At 60.1% G+C, this 18964-nt stretch carries 18 protein-coding genes and 1 pseudogene; 9 read left to right on the top strand and 10 right to left on the bottom strand.

Going from position 1 to position 18964, the window contains the following annotated elements; translation table 11 throughout:
- Positions 1-116: 116 nt before the first annotated feature.
- The 4 genes from ASD03_RS23445 to kduI all read right to left on the bottom strand — a co-directional run bounded on the left by ASD03_RS23445 (position 117) and on the right by kduI (position 3860).
- The gene (locus ASD03_RS23445) at positions 117-1253 is read right to left on the bottom strand and encodes a mandelate racemase/muconate lactonizing enzyme family protein (protein ID WP_057207045.1); all 1137 of its coding nucleotides are present in this window, start codon (positions 1251-1253) and stop codon (positions 117-119) included.
- 23 nt (positions 1254-1276) lie between these two features.
- Positions 1277-2188: a 5-dehydro-4-deoxyglucarate dehydratase gene (gene kdgD / locus ASD03_RS23440; RefSeq protein ID WP_057216786.1), complete on the bottom strand. Its 912-nt coding sequence runs from the start codon at positions 2186-2188 to the stop codon at positions 1277-1279.
- Between the two features lie 107 nt (positions 2189-2295).
- Complete coding sequence (gene kduD, locus ASD03_RS23435; RefSeq protein ID WP_057207041.1) at positions 2296-3039, bottom strand: 2-dehydro-3-deoxy-D-gluconate 5-dehydrogenase KduD; 744 nt, start codon at positions 3037-3039, stop codon at positions 2296-2298.
- The gene (gene kduI / locus ASD03_RS23430) at positions 3036-3860 is read right to left on the bottom strand and encodes a 5-dehydro-4-deoxy-D-glucuronate isomerase (protein WP_057216783.1); all 825 of its coding nucleotides are present in this window, start codon (positions 3858-3860) and stop codon (positions 3036-3038) included. Before kduI ends, kduD begins: the two co-directional genes overlap by 4 nt.
- Before the next feature lie 248 nt (positions 3861-4108).
- On the opposite strand from kduI, the gene ASD03_RS23425 reads away from it, so the two are divergent.
- From ASD03_RS23425 to ASD03_RS23385, 9 genes are all read left to right on the top strand, one after another.
- A complete protein-coding gene (locus ASD03_RS23425) occupies positions 4109-4903 on the top strand; it encodes an NAD(P)-dependent oxidoreductase (RefSeq protein WP_057207038.1) in 795 nt (264 codons plus the stop codon).
- 3 nt (positions 4904-4906) lie between these two features.
- Positions 4907-6424 (top strand): aldehyde dehydrogenase (NADP(+)), encoded by a 1518-nt coding sequence (locus ASD03_RS23420; protein ID WP_057216780.1) that lies wholly within the window; start codon positions 4907-4909, stop codon positions 6422-6424.
- Positions 6425-6506: 82 nt separating this feature from the next.
- Entirely contained in the window at positions 6507-7244 is a 738-nt protein-coding gene (locus ASD03_RS23415; protein ID WP_057207317.1) for a FadR/GntR family transcriptional regulator, read from the top strand.
- Between the two features lie 83 nt (positions 7245-7327).
- Positions 7328-8077 carry a FadR/GntR family transcriptional regulator gene (locus ASD03_RS23410; RefSeq protein WP_057207033.1) on the top strand — a complete coding sequence of 250 codons (750 nt, stop codon included), beginning with the start codon at positions 7328-7330 and terminating at the stop codon, positions 8075-8077.
- Between the two features lie 62 nt (positions 8078-8139).
- Positions 8140-8454, top strand: coding sequence for a cupin domain-containing protein (locus ASD03_RS23405; RefSeq protein ID WP_057207316.1), 315 nt, complete (start codon positions 8140-8142; stop codon positions 8452-8454).
- Positions 8455-8563: 109 nt separating this feature from the next.
- Positions 8564-9586, top strand: a complete 1023-nt coding sequence (locus ASD03_RS23400) for an ABC transporter permease (RefSeq protein ID WP_025430410.1) — start codon at positions 8564-8566, stop codon at positions 9584-9586.
- A complete protein-coding gene (locus tag ASD03_RS23395; RefSeq protein WP_025430411.1) occupies positions 9586-10473 on the top strand; it encodes an ABC transporter permease in 888 nt (295 codons plus the stop codon). Before ASD03_RS23400 ends, ASD03_RS23395 begins: the two co-directional genes overlap by 1 nt.
- Positions 10474-10477: 4 nt before the next feature.
- Complete coding sequence (locus ASD03_RS23390; protein WP_025430412.1) at positions 10478-11314, top strand: ABC transporter ATP-binding protein; 837 nt, start codon at positions 10478-10480, stop codon at positions 11312-11314.
- Positions 11314-12075, top strand: coding sequence for an ABC transporter ATP-binding protein (locus ASD03_RS23385; protein WP_025430413.1), 762 nt, complete (start codon positions 11314-11316; stop codon positions 12073-12075). The genes ASD03_RS23390 and ASD03_RS23385 overlap by 1 nt, the downstream gene beginning before the upstream one ends.
- Before the next feature lie 306 nt (positions 12076-12381).
- Here the strand turns inward: ASD03_RS23385 and ASD03_RS23380 are convergent.
- The 6 genes and pseudogenes from ASD03_RS23380 to ASD03_RS23355 all read right to left on the bottom strand — a co-directional run bounded on the left by ASD03_RS23380 (position 12382) and on the right by ASD03_RS23355 (position 18915).
- Positions 12382-12730: pseudogene (locus ASD03_RS23380) on the bottom strand (VOC family protein).
- A gap of 382 nt (positions 12731-13112) precedes the next feature.
- The gene (locus ASD03_RS23375) at positions 13113-14711 is read right to left on the bottom strand and encodes an ABC transporter substrate-binding protein (RefSeq protein WP_057207030.1); all 1599 of its coding nucleotides are present in this window, start codon (positions 14709-14711) and stop codon (positions 13113-13115) included.
- A gap of 88 nt (positions 14712-14799) precedes the next feature.
- The gene (locus ASD03_RS23370; RefSeq protein WP_025430415.1) at positions 14800-15429 is read right to left on the bottom strand and encodes an SGNH/GDSL hydrolase family protein; all 630 of its coding nucleotides are present in this window, start codon (positions 15427-15429) and stop codon (positions 14800-14802) included.
- 18 nt (positions 15430-15447) lie between these two features.
- Positions 15448-16596 (bottom strand): mandelate racemase family protein, encoded by a 1149-nt coding sequence (locus tag ASD03_RS23365; protein ID WP_025430416.1) that lies wholly within the window; start codon positions 16594-16596, stop codon positions 15448-15450.
- A gap of 688 nt (positions 16597-17284) precedes the next feature.
- On the bottom strand, positions 17285-17950 hold the full coding sequence (locus ASD03_RS23360; RefSeq protein ID WP_244494698.1) for a DUF542 domain-containing protein: 666 nt from the start codon (positions 17948-17950) through the stop codon (positions 17285-17287).
- A gap of 104 nt (positions 17951-18054) precedes the next feature.
- On the bottom strand, positions 18055-18915 hold the full coding sequence (locus ASD03_RS23355; protein ID WP_225906217.1) for a ferritin family protein: 861 nt from the start codon (positions 18913-18915) through the stop codon (positions 18055-18057).
- Positions 18916-18964 lie beyond the last annotated feature (49 nt).

Below are 18964 nucleotides of genomic sequence, written 5' to 3'. Positions count from 1 at the left end.
CTAGCGGGCCAGGACCCCTTAGATCCATCGGAGTCAGCCTAGTTCACGGCCACGCTGCGTCTAAAGCGCCGCTTTGCAAACGCGGTACGCGTGCTGGAAGACTGCGCTCGTTCGTTTCACGATTGGAGCATCTTGAATTCGACGAGGGCATCACGATTGATCTCGATCCCGAGACCTGGACCATCTGGAATAGTGACGACGCCATTGACCGCCTCCAGTGGTGTCTTAAGCACCGCCTGCCGGAATGGATTCTCCGTTCGGTCGAATTCCAGGATCGGCTCGATCGGATTGGCGCGGACCGGATCGGGCACCATCGTTGCCATGAATTGCAGTGCCGCGGCGATCTGCACGCCTGTCCCCCAGACATGTGGCACGACGCGGATACCATGAAGTGTCGCCAGGCTTGCGATCTTCTGCGCTTCGGAAAAGCCGCCGCAGCCGCAGAGATCGGGCTGGAGAATGTCGACCGCACGGGCCTCCAGCGCCTGCCACATGCCGAACCTTGTATGCCAGGTCTCGCCACCCGCAACGGGGATCGGCTGACATGTGCGAACCTCCAGGTAGGCCGACAGCTGTTCGGGCACCACCGGCTCCTCGAACCAGTCGATATCATACTCCGCTGCTGCTTTGCCGAGCCGGATCGCTTCGGTGACGGTGTAACCGTGATTGGCGTCGATCATCAGGCGCATTTCGGAGCCTATCGCCTCGCGAACAGCGCGGATGACGCGCAGATCCTCGTCGACGCCGAAACCAATTTTAATCTTGCAGGCGTGGAACCCCTGTGTGCGGCGCTCCGCCATTTCGTTGGCGTTGTCGGCAACCCGATCGACGCCGTCACGCTTGAAGCTACCCGTGGCATAGGCGCGCACGCTTTGCCGCCAGCGTCCACCAAGCAGCATGGAGATCGAGGCGCCGTAGTGCTTGCCTTTGATGTCCCACAACGCGATGTCGATGCCCGACAGTGCGGTGACGGTGAGACCACGCTGTCCCTGATCGCGCAGTGCATTGTAGAGCACGGCCCAGATTTTCTCGGTTGAGCGCGGGTCCTGACCGATAAGCCAGGGCGAAAAGGCTGCGACCACCGCCGCGTTGGGTTTTGCCGGACCGAGACATTCGCCCCAGCCGATCGTTCCATCATCGCATTCTATCTCCACCAGGACATGAGCACGGCGGTCAAAGCGCATCGAGGCGCTTTCGAACGGCGTGTCGAGCCGGTGTTCCAAGAGATGCGTGCGAACGGCGGTGATCTTCATGCATTCCTCCGGAAGTCGCGGTATCAGACCTTGCGTTTGTGCCCGCCGATGAGCTTGTCGAGCATGCCCAGTTCCTCATCCGTCAGGTCCACCAGCGGCGCGCGCACCGGTCCCGCGTCGAAGCCCTGTAGCCGCACGCCGGCCTTGATCGCCGAGACGGCGTAGCCCTTCACCCGGTTGCGGATCGCCATGAACGGATAGAAGAAATCCACCAGGATGCGCTCGCAAGTAGAGCGGTCGCCGGCGCGCAGTGCCACGTAGAACTCGTTGGCAAGGCCCGGTACGAAGTTGAACACGGCGGATGAATAGGTGGTGACGCCGGCGCCGAGATAGGCTTCGGCAAAAAGCTCGGCCGTGGGCATGCCGCCCAGATACATCAGGCGATCGCCCATCTTTGCGGTAACCTGGCGCAGAAGCCCGATGTCACCCGTGCCGTCCTTGAAGCCGATCAGGTTCGGGCATTCGTCGCACAGCCGGGCAAGCGTATCGGCCTGCAGCACCGAATTGTCACGGTTATAGACCATGACGCCGATACCGACCGACTGGCAGACTTTCTTAATGTGGGCATAGAGCCCTTCCTGAGGCGCATCGATAAGATAGTGCGGCAGTAGCAGGATGCCGTCGGCCCCAACCTTCTCGACCGATCGGGCGATATCGACAGCGATTTCGGTGCCGTAGCCACAACCCGACACGATGGCGGTTTCGCCTGCAGCCTCCTTGGCGGATGCGACGATGCCTGGGATTTCATCTGGCCGCAACGAGAAGAACTCCCCCGTGCCACCGGCTGCGAAAAGCACCGGGGCCTTGTAACCCGCGAGCCACTCGACATGCGCCTTGTAGCTTTCTGGCGCAAAGCGGCCTTGCGCATCGAAATGCGTGACCGGGAAGGAAAGAAGGCCGGAGCCAAGAGCAACCTTGATTTGTTCGGGGGTCATTTCAGTATTCCTCTGTGCATTCAACTGACCGTAGCCATAGCTAGACATCATACATATGTCAATAAGTCATCATACAAGTTAAATGACAAATTGCCACGAGCCGTCGATTAACGCGCCAACCAGCCACCGTCGACATTGAGGACCGCACCGTGGACGTAATTCGCCGCTGGCGAGGAGAGGAAGACCACCGCCCCTGCGATGTCCTCGGGGCGACCCCAACGATTGGCAGGGATGCGATCGAGGATTGCCTTGTTGCGCGCGGCATCGGCGCGTAGCGCCTCGGTATTGTTGGTCTCGATGTAGCCGGGGGCAACTGCGTTGACATTGATGCCCTTCGCCGCCCATTCGTTGGCAAGCAATTTGGTGAGACCGGCGACGCCGTGTTTTGCGGCCGTGTAGGAGGGAACGCGGATACCGCCCTGGAAGGAAAGAAGCGAAGCGATATTGACCACGTTTCCAGACCGCTCCTTGGCCAACAACTCCTTTGCGAACGCCTGGGTCGTGAAAAACAATGCCTTCAGGTTCACATCGACGACCGCGTCCCAGTCCTCCTCGGTGAAATCCACCGCATCCGCCCGTCGGATGATGCCGGCGTTGTTGACGAGGATATCGATGTCCCGGCCGACAAATATGTCTCGTGCCGCCATGGGATCCTTGAAGTCGAGCTGCATGCCACTCGCCTTGCCGCCGGCCCTGCCGATCAAATCCAGAGTTTCGTCGGGCGAGCGGCGGGCCGCGCAGATCACCTCGGCGCCTGCGGCAGCAAGTCCTGCCGCAATCGCTTGACCAAGTCCGGTATTCGATCCCGTGACAAGAGCTTTACGCCCTTGAAGTGAAAAGGAATTTATCATTTCAGATCCTCCGGTTGGATGAAGTCCATGTCGGTGTAGTCGACGTTGTCGCCAGCCATGGCCCAGATGAATGTGTAGGAGCCGATGCCCGCGCCGGAGTGGATGGACCAGGGTGGGGAAAGCGCGCCTTGCTCATTCGAGATGAACAGGTGGCGGGTCTCCTGGGGCTCGCCCATCAGGTGAAGCACCCGGGATTTTTCATCCATACCAAAATAGAGATAGGCCTCCATGCGACGGTCATGGATATGCGAAGGGATGGTGTTCCAGACGGAACCGTCCTCCAACGTGGTATAGCCGAGCACCAGTTGGCAGCTTTCCATCACGAGCGGATGGATGAACTGATTGATGGTGCGCTTGTTGGAGGTTTCCGATGCGCCCATCTTCACTTCCTTGCTTTCGGCGGCCGTGATGAGGCGCGCCGGCAGGCTGCGATGGGCCGGGCAGGACGTGATATAGAACCGGCCCTTGCCAGCAAAGGTGACCGCCCCCGATCCGGCACCGAGATAAAGCACATCGCCCCGGTTCAAGGTATAGGTCTGCCCGCCGGCGGCAACAGTACCGGTCTCGCCAATGTTGACGATGCCCATTTCACGGCGATCGAGAAACAGCGGGGTCTTCGTTTCCTCCACCTTGTCAAGCGTCAGGGGCGCATCACCCGGCACCGCTCCACCGATCACGAAACGATCGTAGTGGGTGTAGACCAGTCGGATCTCTCCGGCCCTGAACATATCCTGGGCCAAGAAATGCTTTCGAAGTCCGGATGTATCGAGTGTTTTGGCGTATTCCGGGTTGACCGCCTGCCTTGTTTCAACAGTCAGCATAAATTCCTCCTTCAAGTTGTCGACAACATATAATATGTGTTACCGTTATTGTATGATATGTCATCGGAGGTCAAGGTGCCCGCAGGAATGACGCGAGACCGAATGTGGTTTCGAGTGAAACGATGGCAGCTTTTTCGGGCACGAAGACCGCTAGAAGGTTGAGGCTCTGCCGGTTCACGCCATTGGCAGGTCGAAATGGCTGCGGTGCCGTGCCTGGCAATGCGGCAATGCGCAAAGGAATACCCCAAATGAGACGCCTTTTGATCACCGGCGCGGCGGGCCAGCTGGGCCGGGTCATGCGCAAACGGCTTGCGCCTCTCGCCGATACAATTCGCCTTGCGGATCTTGCTCGGCTTGACCCGCCCGAGCGCGATGAGGAGTGCATGTCCTGCGATCTTTCTGACGCAGCAGCAGTCCATGAGATGGTCGCCGGCTGCGACGGCATCGTCCACCTTGGCGGCGTTTCCGTCGAACGGCCCTTCGACCAGATCCTTGCCGGCAATATTGTCGGCCTTTACAATCTTTATGAAGCTGCACGCTCTCACGGTCAGCCCCGCATCGTCTTTGCGAGTTCCAACCACACGATCGGCTACTATCCGCAGACCGAGCGGCTCGGGCCAGACGCCCCATACCGCCCGGACGGACTCTATGGGGTCTCCAAATGCTTCGGCGAGGCCCTCGCTCGCCTGTACTTCGACAAATTTGGCCAAGAAACCGCCCTGGTACGCATCGGCTCCTGTACGCTCGAGCCAACGAACTATCGAATGCTGTCGACCTTTCTCTCTCACGACGATTTCGCTTCGATGATCGAGGCAATTTTCCGCGTGTCGACCCTTGGCTGCCCGGTCATCTGGGGCAGCTCGGCCAACGACGCCGGCTGGTGGGACAACTCGCATCTTGGCTGGCTGGGCTGGAAGCCCAAAGACAATGCCGAGGCCCATCGCACCCACATTGAGGCCCTCACCCCGAGGCCCGACCCGAGCGACCCGACGACACGTTTCCAGGGCGGCGACTTCGTAAACAATCCGATATTCAAGGAGTAAGAAATGACCTATGAGCCACATGGCAAACACCTGATCGCCGGCGAATGGCGCGCAGCGCAGATCAAATTCCGCAGCGAGCCCGCCCACGGCGATGCCTTTGACTTTTCCGTCGGCACCGTCGAACTGGTCAACACGGCGGCCGAATCCGCCGAGGAAGCCTTCTGGTCCTACGGTTATTCGTCCCGCGAGACGCGCGCTGCCCTCCTCGACACCATTGCCGACGAAATCGAGGTCCGTGGGACCAAGATCACTGAGATCGGCGCCTCGGAAACCGGCTTGCCCGCCGCCCGCCTCGAAGGCGAGCGCGGCCGCACCACGGGTCAGCTGCGCCTCTTCGCTTCCCACATCCGCAAGGGCGAACATCTGGACAGGCGCCATGACGAGGCGCTGCCGAACCGCACCCCCCTGCCCCGACCGGATATTCGTTTGATGCAGCGCCCAATCGGCCCGGTCGCCGTGTTCGGCGCTTCCAACTTCCCGCTTGCCTTCTCGACGATGGGCGGCGACACCGCCTCTGCGCTTGCCGCCGGGTGTCCGGTCATCGTCAAGGGTCACTCCGCCCATCCCGGCACAAGTGAGATTGTGGCGGAAGCCGCCGATGCCGCCATCAGGAGACTTGGCCTCCACCCGGGCGTCTTCTCTTTGATCCAAGGCGGTCGTCGCGATGTCGGCACCGCACTCGTCACGCATCCGCTCGTCAAAGCGGTCGGCTTTACCGGTTCGCTTGCCGGCGGTCGCGCGCTCTTCGATCTCTGCGTCTCACGTCCCGAACCCATTCCCTTCTTCGGCGAACTGGGCTCGGTGAACCCGATGTTCATCCTGCCGGAAGCGCTGAAAGCCCGCGGCGCGGAAATCGCAAAAGGGTGGGCGAGTTCGCTGACGATCGGCGCCGGGCAATTCTGCACCAATCCGGGCATCGCCATTATCCTTTCCGATCAGGCCGACGCGTTCGCCGAAGCGACCCGTTCCGCGCTCTCAGGGGTCGGTCCGCAGGTGATGCTGACTGACGGCATGGCCAAAGCCTATCGCGAGGGAAGCATGCGCATCGCTGCCGGCGCCGGTGTGCGCGAGGTCTTGACCACCACCTGCGACCAGCGCGACGCCACACCCTTCCTCTTCCGCGTTTCCGCCGAGGACTGGCTCTCCAACCATCTACTTTCCGAAGAAGTGTTCGGTCCGCTCGGCCTTATTGTGACGGTCGAGACTATCGAGGAGATGATTGCCGTAGCAAAGAGCTTCAATGGCCAGCTTACCGCCACGTTGCATCTTGATGCGGGCGACACTCAAGTTGCACGCAGCCTGTTGGCGATCCTGGAGCGCAAGGCGGGTCGTGTTCTGGCAAATGGTTACCCGACCGGGGTCGAAGTCTGCGATGCCATGGTCCACGGCGGCCCCTATCCGGCATCCACAAACTTCGGCGCAACGTCCGTTGGAACCCTTTCCATCCGAAGGTTCCTCAGGCCCGTCTGCTACCAGAACCTGCCTGAGGAGCTGCAGCCGGACGACCTCAAATCGATCTAGGCACGGATTGCGCCGTTGTGGGGCAATGGCGTATCCACAATCAACGGCGGATTCCCGCCTTATTCACCGAATGGCGGCACGCATGACGAAAGTGACCACCCACGAACCGGCTCCGCTGCCAACCACGACGCTGGTGGTCAAGGTTGCAGACGCGCTTCGCGCACGCATGTCCAAGGGTCATCACAAGCCGGGTGATCGGCTGCCCTCCGAGGCCCAACTGACGCAGGAATTCGGTGTGAGCCGCACGGTCGTGCGCGAGGCAATTGCAGCACTACGTTCTGACGGACTGGTGGAGCCACGCCAAGGAGCGGGCGTCTTTGTTCTCGCTCCAACGCTTGCCACCCGCCGTCCGTTTCAAAATGTCGATCTGGCGCGCGTATCTTCGCTGATCGAGATGCTCGAACTTCGCACCGCCGTAGAAGGAGATGCTGCAGCCCTTGCGGCGCTTCGCCGCTCGCCCGGGCAGGAGGAAAAGATCATCGAGGCCTTCGATGCTTTCCGCACGAGTTCCGCGGAAGGCCGACCGAGCGCAGAGGCCGATTTTGCCTTCCACCTCGCGATTGCTCAGGCCACCAACAACCCGCGCTTCGCAGAATTCCTGCAGATGCTCGGTCCGACGCTTATTCCGCGCCGGGCGGTGACCGAGAACGGTGAGGAGACGACGCTGCCCTTGGTCGATATCGAGCGGCTCGTGGACGAACATGAAGCGATCCTCGTCGCCATTCAAAATGGCGACGAGACACAGGCCCGCTCAGCCATGCGCGCTCACCTGAAGAACAGTCAGGCGCGGTACCGCGCCATGCTACGAGTGCTTCGCTGAGGTACAGGTTTAGACAGCCTGCCCTTGCATTCGGACAGATAACCGATAACATGCCAGACAGGTTCAATGCAGGTGAAGCAGCAATGGAAGCCCAAAACAATCACGCGAGAGGCACGTCGCTGGCGGCAAAGATCAGCGCCGATCTGCGTCGCGACCTGACCGAAGGCGTCTTCCAGCCCGGCGACCGGCTTCCGAGCGAAAGTGCGCTCACACGCGAATATTCCGTGAGCCGCACCGTAGTGCGCGAAGCAATTGCAATCCTTCGCGCCGACGGCCTGGTGGAAGCGCGCAAGGGCGCCGGCATCTTCGCGCTGCAGACGCTCGAAGACAAGAAACAACCATTCAAGGACCTGACCACCGAGCGCATTTCCTCGGTCATAGAGCTTTTGGAGCTTAGGACAGTCTTTGAGGTGGAGTCCGCCGGGCTTGCGGCCTCGCGCCGTTCTGCTGCACAGATCGAGGCGATCCTCGAGGCCCATCACCACGTTGGCGAATGCCTCGCCACCGGGAGCCCCACCCGTGACGCCGATTTCGAACTGCATCTCGCCATCGCGGAGGCTACGCAGAACCGTCGCTTTCCCGAATTCCTGCAGCTCATCCGGTCCGGCATCATTCCTCGAGGCGAACTGCAAGGCTCCGCTCCCGGCTCGCGCCCGAAGGACTATAACCTTCACCTTCAGGAAGAGCACGGCCTGATCGTGGATGCCATTATCGAAGGCAATAGCGACACTGCGCGCGAGCGCATGCGCGCCCATCTTCGCGGCAGCCTGGATCGCTACAAGGTATTGCTGCGCTCGCGCACACTGGCCCCCGAAGAGGTCAACCTGTCTTAGCTTGTCATACAGCCTGCAATGCATGTATGTTGGAGATGTCGTACATCATCAACGAGGCATCCATGACCCTTCCCACCTATCCCGCGATCTCGACCGATACTGGCGTTACCCGGCAAGTTCTTTCGCACTCACCGGAGATCATGGTCGTATCTTTCCGCTTCGAAAGCGGCGCTAGCGGCCGACTACATAGCCATCCGCACGTTCAATCCACCTACGTCTCGCGTGGCCGTTTCCGCTTTTTCCGTGACGGCGAAGCCCATGAATTGAAGGCCGGCGATAGTCTCGTCATCCCCTCAAACACTGAGCATGGGTGCCAATGCCTGGAGACCGGCGAACTTATTGACTGCTTCACACCCCGCCGAGACGACTTCCTGTGAGCAGATTAGCTTGACAGTACCCATAACCTGTGACAGATTTCCTTAAGTTGTCATACAGGACGGGAGCCTGTACCGCCTCACCTTCCGGCGGATGACAAACGGAGGATTCATGTCTTTACGTCGCATACGCTTCTACGGAGCGGCCGGGCAGATCGGGACCATTGCGGTCACGCTTCTCGGCCTGCTTCTCCTGACTTTTTTCATTGGCCGGCTCATGCCCGCTGATCCGGTGCGGGCCATAGTCGGAGAAGATGCGACCCGCGAGACCTATGAACAGGTCTACAACGCGCTCGGCCTGGACCGTCCTCTTTGGGAACAGTTCATATATTACCTAGGCGATGTCTTCACCGGCAATTTCGGTACCTCTATTCGCACCGGTCAGCCGGTCATACAGGACATCCTTCATGTCATGCCGGCGACGATCGAACTGGCCACTTTCGCAATCCTTATTGGAGCAGGCCTGGGTGTGCCGCTTGGCGTCTTTGCCGCCGTCAACAAGGATCGTTGGCCGGATCATGTGGTGCGTGTCTTCAGCCTTTTCGGCCATTCGATGCCGATCTTCTGGACAGGTATGATTGCGCTCATCGTCTTTTACGCCCATCTCGGGCTGGTCGGCGGCAGCGGGCGGATGGACCAGTTCTACATCGGTCTCGTCGAAGAGCGTACCGGCTTTCTCTTGATCGACAGCCTGATCGCCGGCGAGATGGACGTCTTCTGGTCCGCGGTGAACCACATCATCCTGCCAGCGGCGCTACTTGGCTATTCCTCCTCCGCCTACATCACCCGCATGACCCGCAGTTTCATGCTCGATCAACTCGGGCAGGAATATGTGACGACCGCGAGAGTGAAGGGGCTTTCGCGCAATCAGACGATCTGGCAGCACGCCTTCGTCAATATCCGGGTGCAGCTCGTCACCATCATCGCGCTCGCCTACGGTTCACTGCTCGAAGGAGCGGTCCTTATCGAGACCGTCTTTGCCTGGCCGGGCTTTGGTCAGTATCTCACCAACAATCTCATCACCGGCGACATGAATGCCGTCATGACCTGCGTATTGATCGTCGGCGTCATCTTCATCGGGCTCAATCTACTGTCCGACGTTCTCTACCGCATCTTCGATCCAAGGACACGCTGATGTCTACCCGCACCGAACCTACGTTCCGCCTGCCGGCTCCGTTGCACGCATTGAAGAACATCGTGCTGTTCCTTTTGAAAAGCCCGACCTCGACATTCGGCCTCGCCGTCCTGGTGCTGCTCATTCTGGTAGCTGCCTTTGCACCTTTGATCGCCACCCACGACCCTTATGTGCAGGATCTTGCCAAAACGCTGCAGCCGCCGGGCAACGGGCATGTCTTCGGTACCGACGAGCTTGGCCGCGACATTTTCAGCCGCCTTGTCTGGGGTGCCCGCATCACGCTGACAATCATCTTCCTCGTGTCGATCGTCGTCGGCCCCATCGGCCTCATCATCGGTACGACCGCCGGCTATCTCGGTGGCAAGATCGATACGGTGATGATGCGCATCACCGACATTTTCCTGTCGTTTCCGAGCCTCATTCTCTCGCTCGCCTTCGTCGCGGCGCTAGGCCCAAGCCTCAACAACGCAATTGTCGCCATCGCGCTGACCTCCTGGCCACCGATCGCTCGGCTTGCCCGCGCCGAGGCAATGACGTTCCGCAAGGCAGATTACATTTCTGCCGCAAGACTTCAGGGGGCATCGCCGGCGCGCATCATCTTCAAGTCGATCATGCCCATGTGCTTGCCTTCGGTCCTCATCCGTCTGACCCTCAACATGGCGACCGTCATCCTCACGGCTGCCGGCCTCGGTTTCCTCGGCCTCGGCGCCCAGCCGCCGCTGCCCGAATGGGGCGCGATGATCGCAACCGGCCGCCGGTACATGCTGGACAGTTGGTGGCTCGTCACCTTCCCGGGCATCTCGATCCTGTCTGTCAGCCTCGCATTCAACCTGCTCGGCGATGGATTGCGCGATGCGCTCGATCCCAAGCAGATAAATCGGAGGTAGCCCCGTGGAAAAATCCATACTCGAGGTCGAAAATCTCCGCATTCGCTATGGCGGCGCGCCGGCAGAGGCCGTGCGTGGGGTTTCCTTCACGCTTGGCCGGGAACGGTTGGGGATCGTCGGAGAATCCGGTTCAGGCAAGTCCACGGTTGGACGCGCTCTTTTGCGTCTTCTGCCCGGCGCGACAATCACGGCCGACACGTTGCGCTTTGGGAACCTCGACCTCCTGACGCTCTCCGAAAAAGAGATGCTGAAGGTTCGTGGCCGGCGGATGTCAATGATCCTCCAGGATCCCAAATTCTCGCTCAACCCGATCCGGCGTGTTGGCGACCAGGTGGCAGAGACCTATCTGCGCCACTTCAGATGCTCGAAGGCAGAGGCCCGTGACAAGGCGCTCACCATGCTGGAAGCCGTCAAGATTCGTGACCCGAAGCGGGTCTATGATCAATACCCGCATGAAATATCCGGCGGCATGGGTCAGCGTGTGATGATCGCGATGATGCTTTTGGCAGACCCAGATCTTGTCATCGCCGACGAACCCACCTCCGCGCTCGACGTTACCGTCCGGCTTCAAGTGTTGAATATCCTCGACGGCCTCGTGCGCGACCGAGGCATTGGCCTCATCATGATCAGTCACGACCTGAACCTTGTGCGCAATTTCTGCGACCGCGTTCTCATCATGTATGCCGGTCGCGTGGTTGAAACACTCGCCGCCCGCGACCTCGACAGGGCCGAACACCCCTATACCCGCGGCCTGTTGGCAGCCCAACCAAGGATCGGTGGCGGGCGTGCACCTCTCGCCGTGCTCGACCGCCAACCCGAATGGCTGGAGGAGAAAGCCTGATGTCCGTTTCCGTCGAAACCCGCGATGTGTCCATCACCTTCGGCGCTGGACCAACCGCCACCAAAGTCTTGCCGAGTGTCAGTTTCTCGGTAAGCCCGGGCGAGTGCTTCGGCCTCGTCGGAGAAAGCGGCTCGGGCAAATCCACCGTGTTGCGCTGCGTCTCCATGCTGACCGATATCTGGACGGGCGACATCCTCATCGGCGGCAAGCCTGTGCGCGAGATGCCGCTTATCGAGCGCTGCCGCACGCTGCAGATGGTGTTTCAGGATCCGTACGGCTCGCTGCATCCGCGCCAGTCGGTACGCACCGTGCTCAGCGAGCCACTCGTCATTCACAAGCTCGGCGATCGCGAGGATCGCATGCGCAAGGCCATTGCCGATGTCGGCCTGCCCGTTTCCTTCCTCGACCGCTTTCCACACCAGCTCTCCGGTGGCCAGCGGCAGCGGGTGGCGATTGCCCGCGCGCTCATCCTGGAGCCCTCTTTGTTGCTACTGGACGAACCCACGTCGGCGCTCGATGTCTCCGTCCAGGCGGAAATCCTGAACCTGCTGCAGCGCCTGCGCGAGGAACGCGGTTTCACCTACATCATGGTCACGCACGATCTCGCGGTGGTCGACCACATGTGCGATCGTTTTGCTGTCATGCTCCACGGAGAGATCACCGAGGTGCTTCCACGCGATGCGATCCCCGGAAACGGAGCGACCCACCCCTATGCCCGAGAACTCATCGGCGCCTCACTCGAATACGAAAGCGCGCACTGAGCTCGACTAATTGAAGCTCGGGCACTCCGTCTGAAATTGCCCTCGACGTGCCAGCTCCCCGGTCACGCGAAAGCGGCATAAGCAAGCCCAGAGCGCTGCCGATCGGCAGCAGCCCAATTCTTCACATGACAACCCACAACGGCCCGTGGCTTAGCGCAAGCCGTGGGCAATACAGGCCGACGGGATGAGATGCCAGCGCGTGAAGCTCCGTGGCATCCACGCGCCACAAGCAGTCACGGCAGCAGGCCCTGGTCAAAATCAAACGTCAGGACACTCACCGAGCATGGAATGGCGGGTTGTTCGCCATCACTCCTTCGTTGGTTCCCAGAGCTCGATCGGATTGCCCTCGGGATCGTGGATCCGGGCAAAGCGACCGACTTCCGAGTTCCACTCGGCTCGCGTTTCCACCGCGATCCCGCTCGCCGTGAGGTTTGAAATGAGCCCTTCCAGATCATCTACCCTGAAATTGATCATCCATTGTTGTTCTCTTCGTCCCAAATAGTCGGTGTTCTCAGAGAAGGGCCCAAAAATTGTCATTCCTGCCTCTTGCTGCCACACGGACTTGTGCAGGTCATCAACACCAATACCATTCGGCCAGCCCAGCCGGGTCCGCTGCCCTGAAGAACACACCGCCTATTCCAACGACCTTTGGCATGAGCCCCCCTTGGCTTGAGACAGGACAATGCCGGCGAAGGGGCTCACCTGCAACCTAAAGGTCAAGCTCGACGTGACGTCCGCAAGGTTGCAGAACATCGGTTACCTTTTAGTACTGCTGAGTCTGGAACATCGCCTCGGATGGAAAAGCGTGTCCTGGCGTCATTGCTTGCCGATGGATGTCGGGCGGCTCCCGACAGGTAAAAAGGCGCCCCATCGGGCCACTCCGGCCCGTGGGAAAACCACTTGCATGGGGGAGATGCTTGTCCGTCGAGCAACGCCACACCTCTGGAGCCATTATGGGGCCAAACCTCATTGAAACGCGAGAAAGGCGCGTGCCAGCACGCGCCTTTTGGTTTTGGAGAATGAGACGGGTGGTGGTATCAGCGCTCCTTGGTCACGCCCTCGAAACGTGAAAGCCACGGACTGACGATCATACCCTTGACGTCGCTGCGATAGGCCGCAGTGTCGACAACTTCGGAGAAGGGCTGGATCGACATCACCGCCTCATCCATGTAGGCCTGCACGCCTTCATAGAGCTTGGCCTGCTTGGCGGGATCGCGCTCGACCAGTGCTTCCTCGATCAGCTTGTTCAGCTTCTCGTCGTAGAAGCTGGTGCGCCAGCTCTGGTAGTTGGTCAACTTCGCCTCGTCGGAATTGTCAGGATTGTAGGCGATGGAGCGCAGGTTGTTGTCCGGATGCGGCTGCTGACCGCCGCCGCCGCGGCCGACCAGCAATTCGAAGTTTCTCTCCCGCATTGCGCCGTAAATCTGGTCACCCGAACCGCTGATGAGCTCCGCCTGGATGCCGGCCTGGCCGAGCGTGTTCTGGATCGCCGTCGCCGCCTTCATGAACGGATCTTCGGACAGGACCCGCAGCGTGGTGCTGAAACCGTTCGGATAGCCGGCTTCGGCGAGCAACGCCTTTGCCTTTTCCACGTCCAACTTGTAGCCCTCGTCCGGAAGGGCGCCGAGCACGCCGGACGACAACGGACGCTGATGCAGCTTGCCGTAATAGGGCATGACCGCCTTGTCGAGGCCTTCATAGTCGATGAGGTAGCGCAGCGCCTCGCGGACCTTCTTGTTGGCAAAACGCTCATCCTTCATCGAAACGCTGAGGTAGTAGAAACCTGAACCCGGCGTCGATTCGATGACAATCGCCTTGTCGGCCTCCAGCGATTTGAGGTCCGGTGCCTGCAGAGAATAGGCGACGTCTATGTCGCCTTTTTCCAACAGCAGCCGCTGCGACTGGGATTCCGGCAAGTGGCGCATCAACACGCGCTTCATCGCGGCCTTTTCACCCCAATAGTCATCGTTGCGTGTGAGGATGATGTATTCGTTCGACTTCCACTGCGTCAGTGTAAAGGGACCTGAACCAGCGGAATTCAGCGTCAGCCAACCAGCACCGAGGTCGCCGTCCTTCTCGTTCTCGAGCGCGACCTTGCTGTCCAGAATGGAGCCAGGGCCATTCTGCGCAAGGATCATCAGCAACAGGTTCGGGTCGTCGGGCTTCTGCAGATGAATCACGAAGGTGTGGTCGTCTTCAGCGACCAACGCCTTGTCGGCATTCTCAAGCGTGAAGCCACGCGACTTGAGGAAAGATGACTGCGCCAGGTTGCGGGCAAGCAGCCGCTTCAGGCTCCAGGCGACGTCGCCGGCCGTGACAGGATTGCCCGAAGCAAATTTTGCATCGCCGCGCAGGTGGAAGCGGATCGACTTGCGATCCTCGGCGATCTCCCAGCGTTCGGCGAGGCGAGGCTGAACGCTACGGTCTTGCGGCGAAAGGACGACCAAAGTGTCATAGATGTTGTTGAGCACCTGTACGGTCTCGCGGCCGGTAATGGCAGCGGGATCCAGCGTCAGGATGTTGCTCATGGTCGTGGCGACGACCAATTGGTCGGCCGGTGTCTCGGCGAACACGCCAATCGGCGAGGCTGTGGTGAGCAGCACGCCGAGGGCGGCCGTTGCAAAAAAGTGTCTCATGCTTCCTCCTTTTGCGGCCGTCCATGCGGATTTCGGCCTACCAGTTTCATGATCCGCCTGCCTGCTCCTCCGCAGGTGTTGGGACGGATCAGCCAAGAATTGCGCCGACGGGCGCGGCGAGCGCCCGGCCAACGGCTGCGGTCGCCGCGGCTTCCAGATGCACACCATCGACCTGTGATCCACGGGCAACCGCGCCGGCATCGAAGAACGCGTGCCCGAGTTCGCAGGCGAGTTTGTGGTAAAGCGGGGCAAGCCGCTCGGATTCTGCTACGCTTCTGCCAGCCGCCGGGTGTCCATCTGGACCGGGCGAACAGGGTGGTGGCGCAACGATCAGAAGCTTCGGTTTCGCGCCACTCGGCTTGTACGGAAATGTGTCCACGATCTGCGCCAGGCGGCGCATGCCGGAAACCGCACCCTCCGCACGACCTCCGTGCACCGGCTTGATATCATTGGTCCCAAGCATGATGATCACGAGATCGAGCGGCATATGGCTGGCAAGCGCCACTTCCAACGCCTTGGCGCCATTGCGGCAAGCGGGCCCGGCATGATCGTCATAGCAGGTGGTGCGGCCACCGAGCCCTTCCGATATGATCGCCGCCGCGTCACCAAGTTCCCGGTCGAGAACCTCGGGCCAGCGGCCCTCGGGCGGATGACGCAGCCCAGTTGCAGGGTCCGCCCCCCAGGTCAGGCTGTCGCCAAAGGCGAGAACTGTCTTCATTGCCCAATCACCTCACTGTCATCGCGCGCGGTTGTTGTCGATGAAGTCGAAATCGATATCCTCGCCGAGCCCGGGGCGATCAGGCACGTGGACGTAGCCGTCCCCATCCATCGGGTCGGAAAGTGACTTCAGATAATCGTGGCCATCATCATATTCGAGGAACGGGTGCAGCAGGCCGCGTTCGTACCAGCGGCAGTTTTTGGTGGCGGCGACCACATGCAGGTTCATCGCAGTGTTGCCGTGCACCTCGCATTCCATGCCGAAAGCTTCAGCGAGATGCATGGTCTTGAGCGCAGGGGTTATGCCGCCGACGTCGTTGACGCCGGTGCGAAGTATGTCGCAGGCACCGGCCTTGATCCACTCGGCGCGATGCCAATGCTTGCCCGCGGCACTTTCCGGCCCGACCACAGGAATGTCGAGATTGTCGGCAAGCCACTTGTAGGAAGACAGCGACTGCTCGTCCATCGGCTCCTCGATCCAGTCGAAGCCGAGCTTTTCCAAGCCCCGCCCAAGTTCGAGCGCATCCGTACGGGAATACCAGTGGAAGGCGTCGATCATCAGACGGATATCCGGACCCACCGCTTCGCGCACGGCAGCACAGGCCTTGATATCCATCTTAACATCCGGCGCCCAACTGACCGGCGGCATCCAGGTGTGTAGTTTGATGCCCTTGTAGCCGCGCTTGACCAGCGTTTCGCCAAAACGGCCGTAATCGTCCGGCGTCGCCAGGCCGCCGTCCAGTTCATCGCCGCACATGATGGAGCCATAGGCCAGTACCTTGTCGCGGTAAGCGCCGATCAACTTGTATACAGGTTGGTTGAGCGTCCTGCCTGCAAGATCCCACAGCGCACAATCGACAGCCGCAAGCGTGCGATCGGTGAGCTGCGCGGCTGAGCCCCGCTGCCAGTGGGCGAGGTCCTGCCACAGCTTTTCTCGATCACGATGGTCCTTGCCGATAAGAACCTTCTTCACGAACTTATCGATCAGGTGCGGACGAACAATTTCCGGCGCGGTGAAGGAGTGCCCTTCATGGCCGTCTTCCGTGCGAATGGTCAGAATTGCCTGCTCCACCTGATGCGGCCGGCCTGGATGCGCGTGGCCAGCACTGTCCGAATGGCGGCGCGTGGTCGTGCGGAAGACTCGCACATCGACGTCGGTGATGATCATTGTTCCTCCGGTATGCGAAAGTGGCCGGCTCCCCGCACCATTCTGTATGACACATATTTAGACAGATCATCACAGCTTTGTCAAATCTGTATGACAGATTATTAAAAATGACGGACAGGTTCGCCCGATGCCGTACGGCCAGCGGCGAGAATACTGGCCCCCGGCGGCAAGTTCGCAACGAACGTTGGCCATTTGAGACGAGGCTCAAATGATCCGAGTTCAGTTGCAGTTGTGAGAGAGTTCGGTCCGGTAGCCGGTAGAAGAGATATCTCAAAGAAAGCGGAAGAAAACCGAGACGTAATCGGTCGAGCGACCCAAAGGTATTGCGATCACCAGCTGTTTTCGCAATTTACGCCGCTCAATGCCGGCAACCCCTGCTTCAAAGATCGCTCATGCTGCCGTTTCCAGCAGATCCATTTTGCGCGTTTGATACAGTCATCCCGACCGCGGAGAATTGCACTTGGCGAGCTTGTGAAACAATACACCGAGCCCTGCCAGTTGCCTGGAATTTAATGCAACGGGAGCCAGAGGAAACCAAAGTCTCCGGTTCGTTAGGACCGGTCCACCCGACACCTCAACCAGAACTGCCGCCCCGCCCGGTAGAGCGAGGCAGAGCGACAACGAATTCGCAACGATAACAGCGCCACGCCGATATCGGTCGCGACCATCTGTCCACCGATGGAAGATGTCATGACGGAGACGCTACGTCCTCAACGCTGGAAAAGCGCGGAAACAAAACCTTGTTTTCCAGATGCATATGCGTGACCAAGTCCTCGGAAAACTTTTGAAGACCGACGTAAAGAGCCGTCCAGGATCGGCAGGCGCCGTCTGGAAGTGCAAACCCGTGGGTGAGATGCTCGATGGTGGCTAGGCTTTGGCCTTCGCACGCATGATCGTCTCGCATTCTGCCTATCAAGTGCTCGATATCGGGGTCCGGCTCGTGGCGCATCATCGGAAAGAGGGCGAGTTCCTCGCGGGCCATGTGGGGGATCAGTTGGTCTTGAAGGTCGACAAGCGCCTTCGCAAGGCCCATCGGCGCGCTGCTATGGGCGGCGTGAACGTGTTCCACTTTCTGCGCAAGCGGGATCAGCCATTCGAGGTCGTTTCGGTGTGTCTGGTGATATCGCTCCAGAATATGAGCGATAAGCTCGTTGGTGCCGTCCGGCGCATCGCGCCTTGCGGCTTGCTCGAGTGCCCGAAGGCGGTCAAGCAGGTCGCTCGCCACAACTCCGGCATCGGCCGCCGCATCACCAAGCGAGACATCGCCATCGCAGCAAAAACCGATTCCAAGCTGTCTGAAGAGTTCGGCTGCACCCGGAAGTTCGCATGCAATCGTCCCGACGGTGGCGTCCAAGTTCAAGTTCAATTCCGTCAATGTGCTCTCCTCAATGCCCGGAAGGTTATGTCAGGAGAGACGTTGCGGTAGTTCGGCCGATCGTTCTTTGTCGAAACGCAAGTTCATTGTGGCGAGGTCGCAAGCGTTGCCGCATTCTTCTTCGCTCTGCCACGGAGGGCCTGCAAACAATCGATCGTGGCTGCTGCAAAGGTCTGCGCGCGTTGCCGCAGACCATCGTCGCCCTCACGCTCGGACAGGTCGAGATAACGCTCAAGCAGGAACTCGCAGAGCACCATCGCCGAAATCGTGCCCCCCTCAGGCAGTGGCGCTAAACCCAAGGGGGCGGCGAAGGGAACATCGATCATCTGGCGGGCTCTTTGCCGGGCATCAGTTGAAAGGGACGACCATGACGCGGTGCCCTCTGCCCTTGCATCGCCTGCGTTCATTTCCAGCCAATCGGCAAGCTGCGTTTCAACCGCCGCCAGGTCGTCAGCAACGATTAATCGATGGCTCCGCAGGTCGTGAAACGCTGTTCGCCTGGCTTTGCGCAGGATGCGGACATGGCCGAGTTCCTCCAGCGCCATGCGTTCTGCTGCCTGTCTGATTTCGGTGGAAGCCGCATCCGCCGCCACATAGCTCCAAAGCATGAACGCCTGCTCCTCGTTGCGCACGGCGACTGAAAAAGCCCTGTAGGCGTTGAGCAGTTCCGGGGCCACGATAAGCGCATCCCCATCGTCAAACATACCTGCATTGTCTGTCGCGGCGAAAATCCGTGCCGGACCTACAGGTGGGTTCGCCTCTTCAATCCAAGCGGAAACCATATCGAGATGTCCGCGCTCATCAGCTGCAAGCCCTTCGAACAGATCCGCTAGATCGGCTCGATTTTCGCGGCGCATGCGTTTTGCGAGCATGACGTAGCCGTCGATGGCTTCGCGCTCAAGCCTGACGGCAAGTTCAAGAAGTTCCCCAAGCGTTGCGACCAACGGCGGATCGATCCTGAGTGTCGGCATGACGGCTCCTTCGCTTGCGCTA

This window comes from Ensifer sp. Root127 (genome assembly GCF_001425225.1).
GTDB lineage: Bacteria > Pseudomonadota > Alphaproteobacteria > Rhizobiales > Rhizobiaceae > Ensifer > Ensifer canadensis.
This window is presented reverse-complemented; position numbering and strand designations above follow the sequence as displayed.

What these genes read in the sequence shown, in the direction of transcription:
- ASD03_RS23375 (WP_057207030.1), bottom strand. Translation starts at nt 14,711, where the DNA reads ATGAGACACTTTTTTGCAACGGCCGCCCTCGGCGTGCTGCTCACCACA.
- ASD03_RS23370 (WP_025430415.1), bottom strand. Translation starts at nt 15,429, where the DNA reads ATGAAGACAGTTCTCGCCTTTGGCGACAGCCTGACCTGGGGGGCGGAC.
- ASD03_RS23395 (WP_025430411.1), top strand. Translation starts at nt 9,586, where the DNA reads ATGTCTACCCGCACCGAACCTACGTTCCGCCTGCCGGCTCCGTTGCAC.
- ASD03_RS23365 (WP_025430416.1), bottom strand. Translation starts at nt 16,596, where the DNA reads ATGATCATCACCGACGTCGATGTGCGAGTCTTCCGCACGACCACGCGC.
- kdgD (WP_057216786.1), bottom strand. Translation starts at nt 2,188, where the DNA reads ATGACCCCCGAACAAATCAAGGTTGCTCTTGGCTCCGGCCTTCTTTCC.
- ASD03_RS23425 (WP_057207038.1), top strand. Translation starts at nt 4,109, where the DNA reads ATGAGACGCCTTTTGATCACCGGCGCGGCGGGCCAGCTGGGCCGGGTC.
- ASD03_RS23415 (WP_057207317.1), top strand. Translation starts at nt 6,507, where the DNA reads ATGACGAAAGTGACCACCCACGAACCGGCTCCGCTGCCAACCACGACG.
- ASD03_RS23410 (WP_057207033.1), top strand. Translation starts at nt 7,328, where the DNA reads ATGGAAGCCCAAAACAATCACGCGAGAGGCACGTCGCTGGCGGCAAAG.
- ASD03_RS23385 (WP_025430413.1), top strand. Translation starts at nt 11,314, where the DNA reads ATGTCCGTTTCCGTCGAAACCCGCGATGTGTCCATCACCTTCGGCGCT.
- ASD03_RS23400 (WP_025430410.1), top strand. Translation starts at nt 8,564, where the DNA reads ATGTCTTTACGTCGCATACGCTTCTACGGAGCGGCCGGGCAGATCGGG.
- ASD03_RS23420 (WP_057216780.1), top strand. Translation starts at nt 4,907, where the DNA reads ATGACCTATGAGCCACATGGCAAACACCTGATCGCCGGCGAATGGCGC.
- kduI (WP_057216783.1), bottom strand. Translation starts at nt 3,860, where the DNA reads ATGCTGACTGTTGAAACAAGGCAGGCGGTCAACCCGGAATACGCCAAA.
- ASD03_RS23405 (WP_057207316.1), top strand. Translation starts at nt 8,140, where the DNA reads ATGACCCTTCCCACCTATCCCGCGATCTCGACCGATACTGGCGTTACC.
- ASD03_RS23445 (WP_057207045.1), bottom strand. Translation starts at nt 1,253, where the DNA reads ATGAAGATCACCGCCGTTCGCACGCATCTCTTGGAACACCGGCTCGAC.
- kduD (WP_057207041.1), bottom strand. Translation starts at nt 3,039, where the DNA reads ATGATAAATTCCTTTTCACTTCAAGGGCGTAAAGCTCTTGTCACGGGA.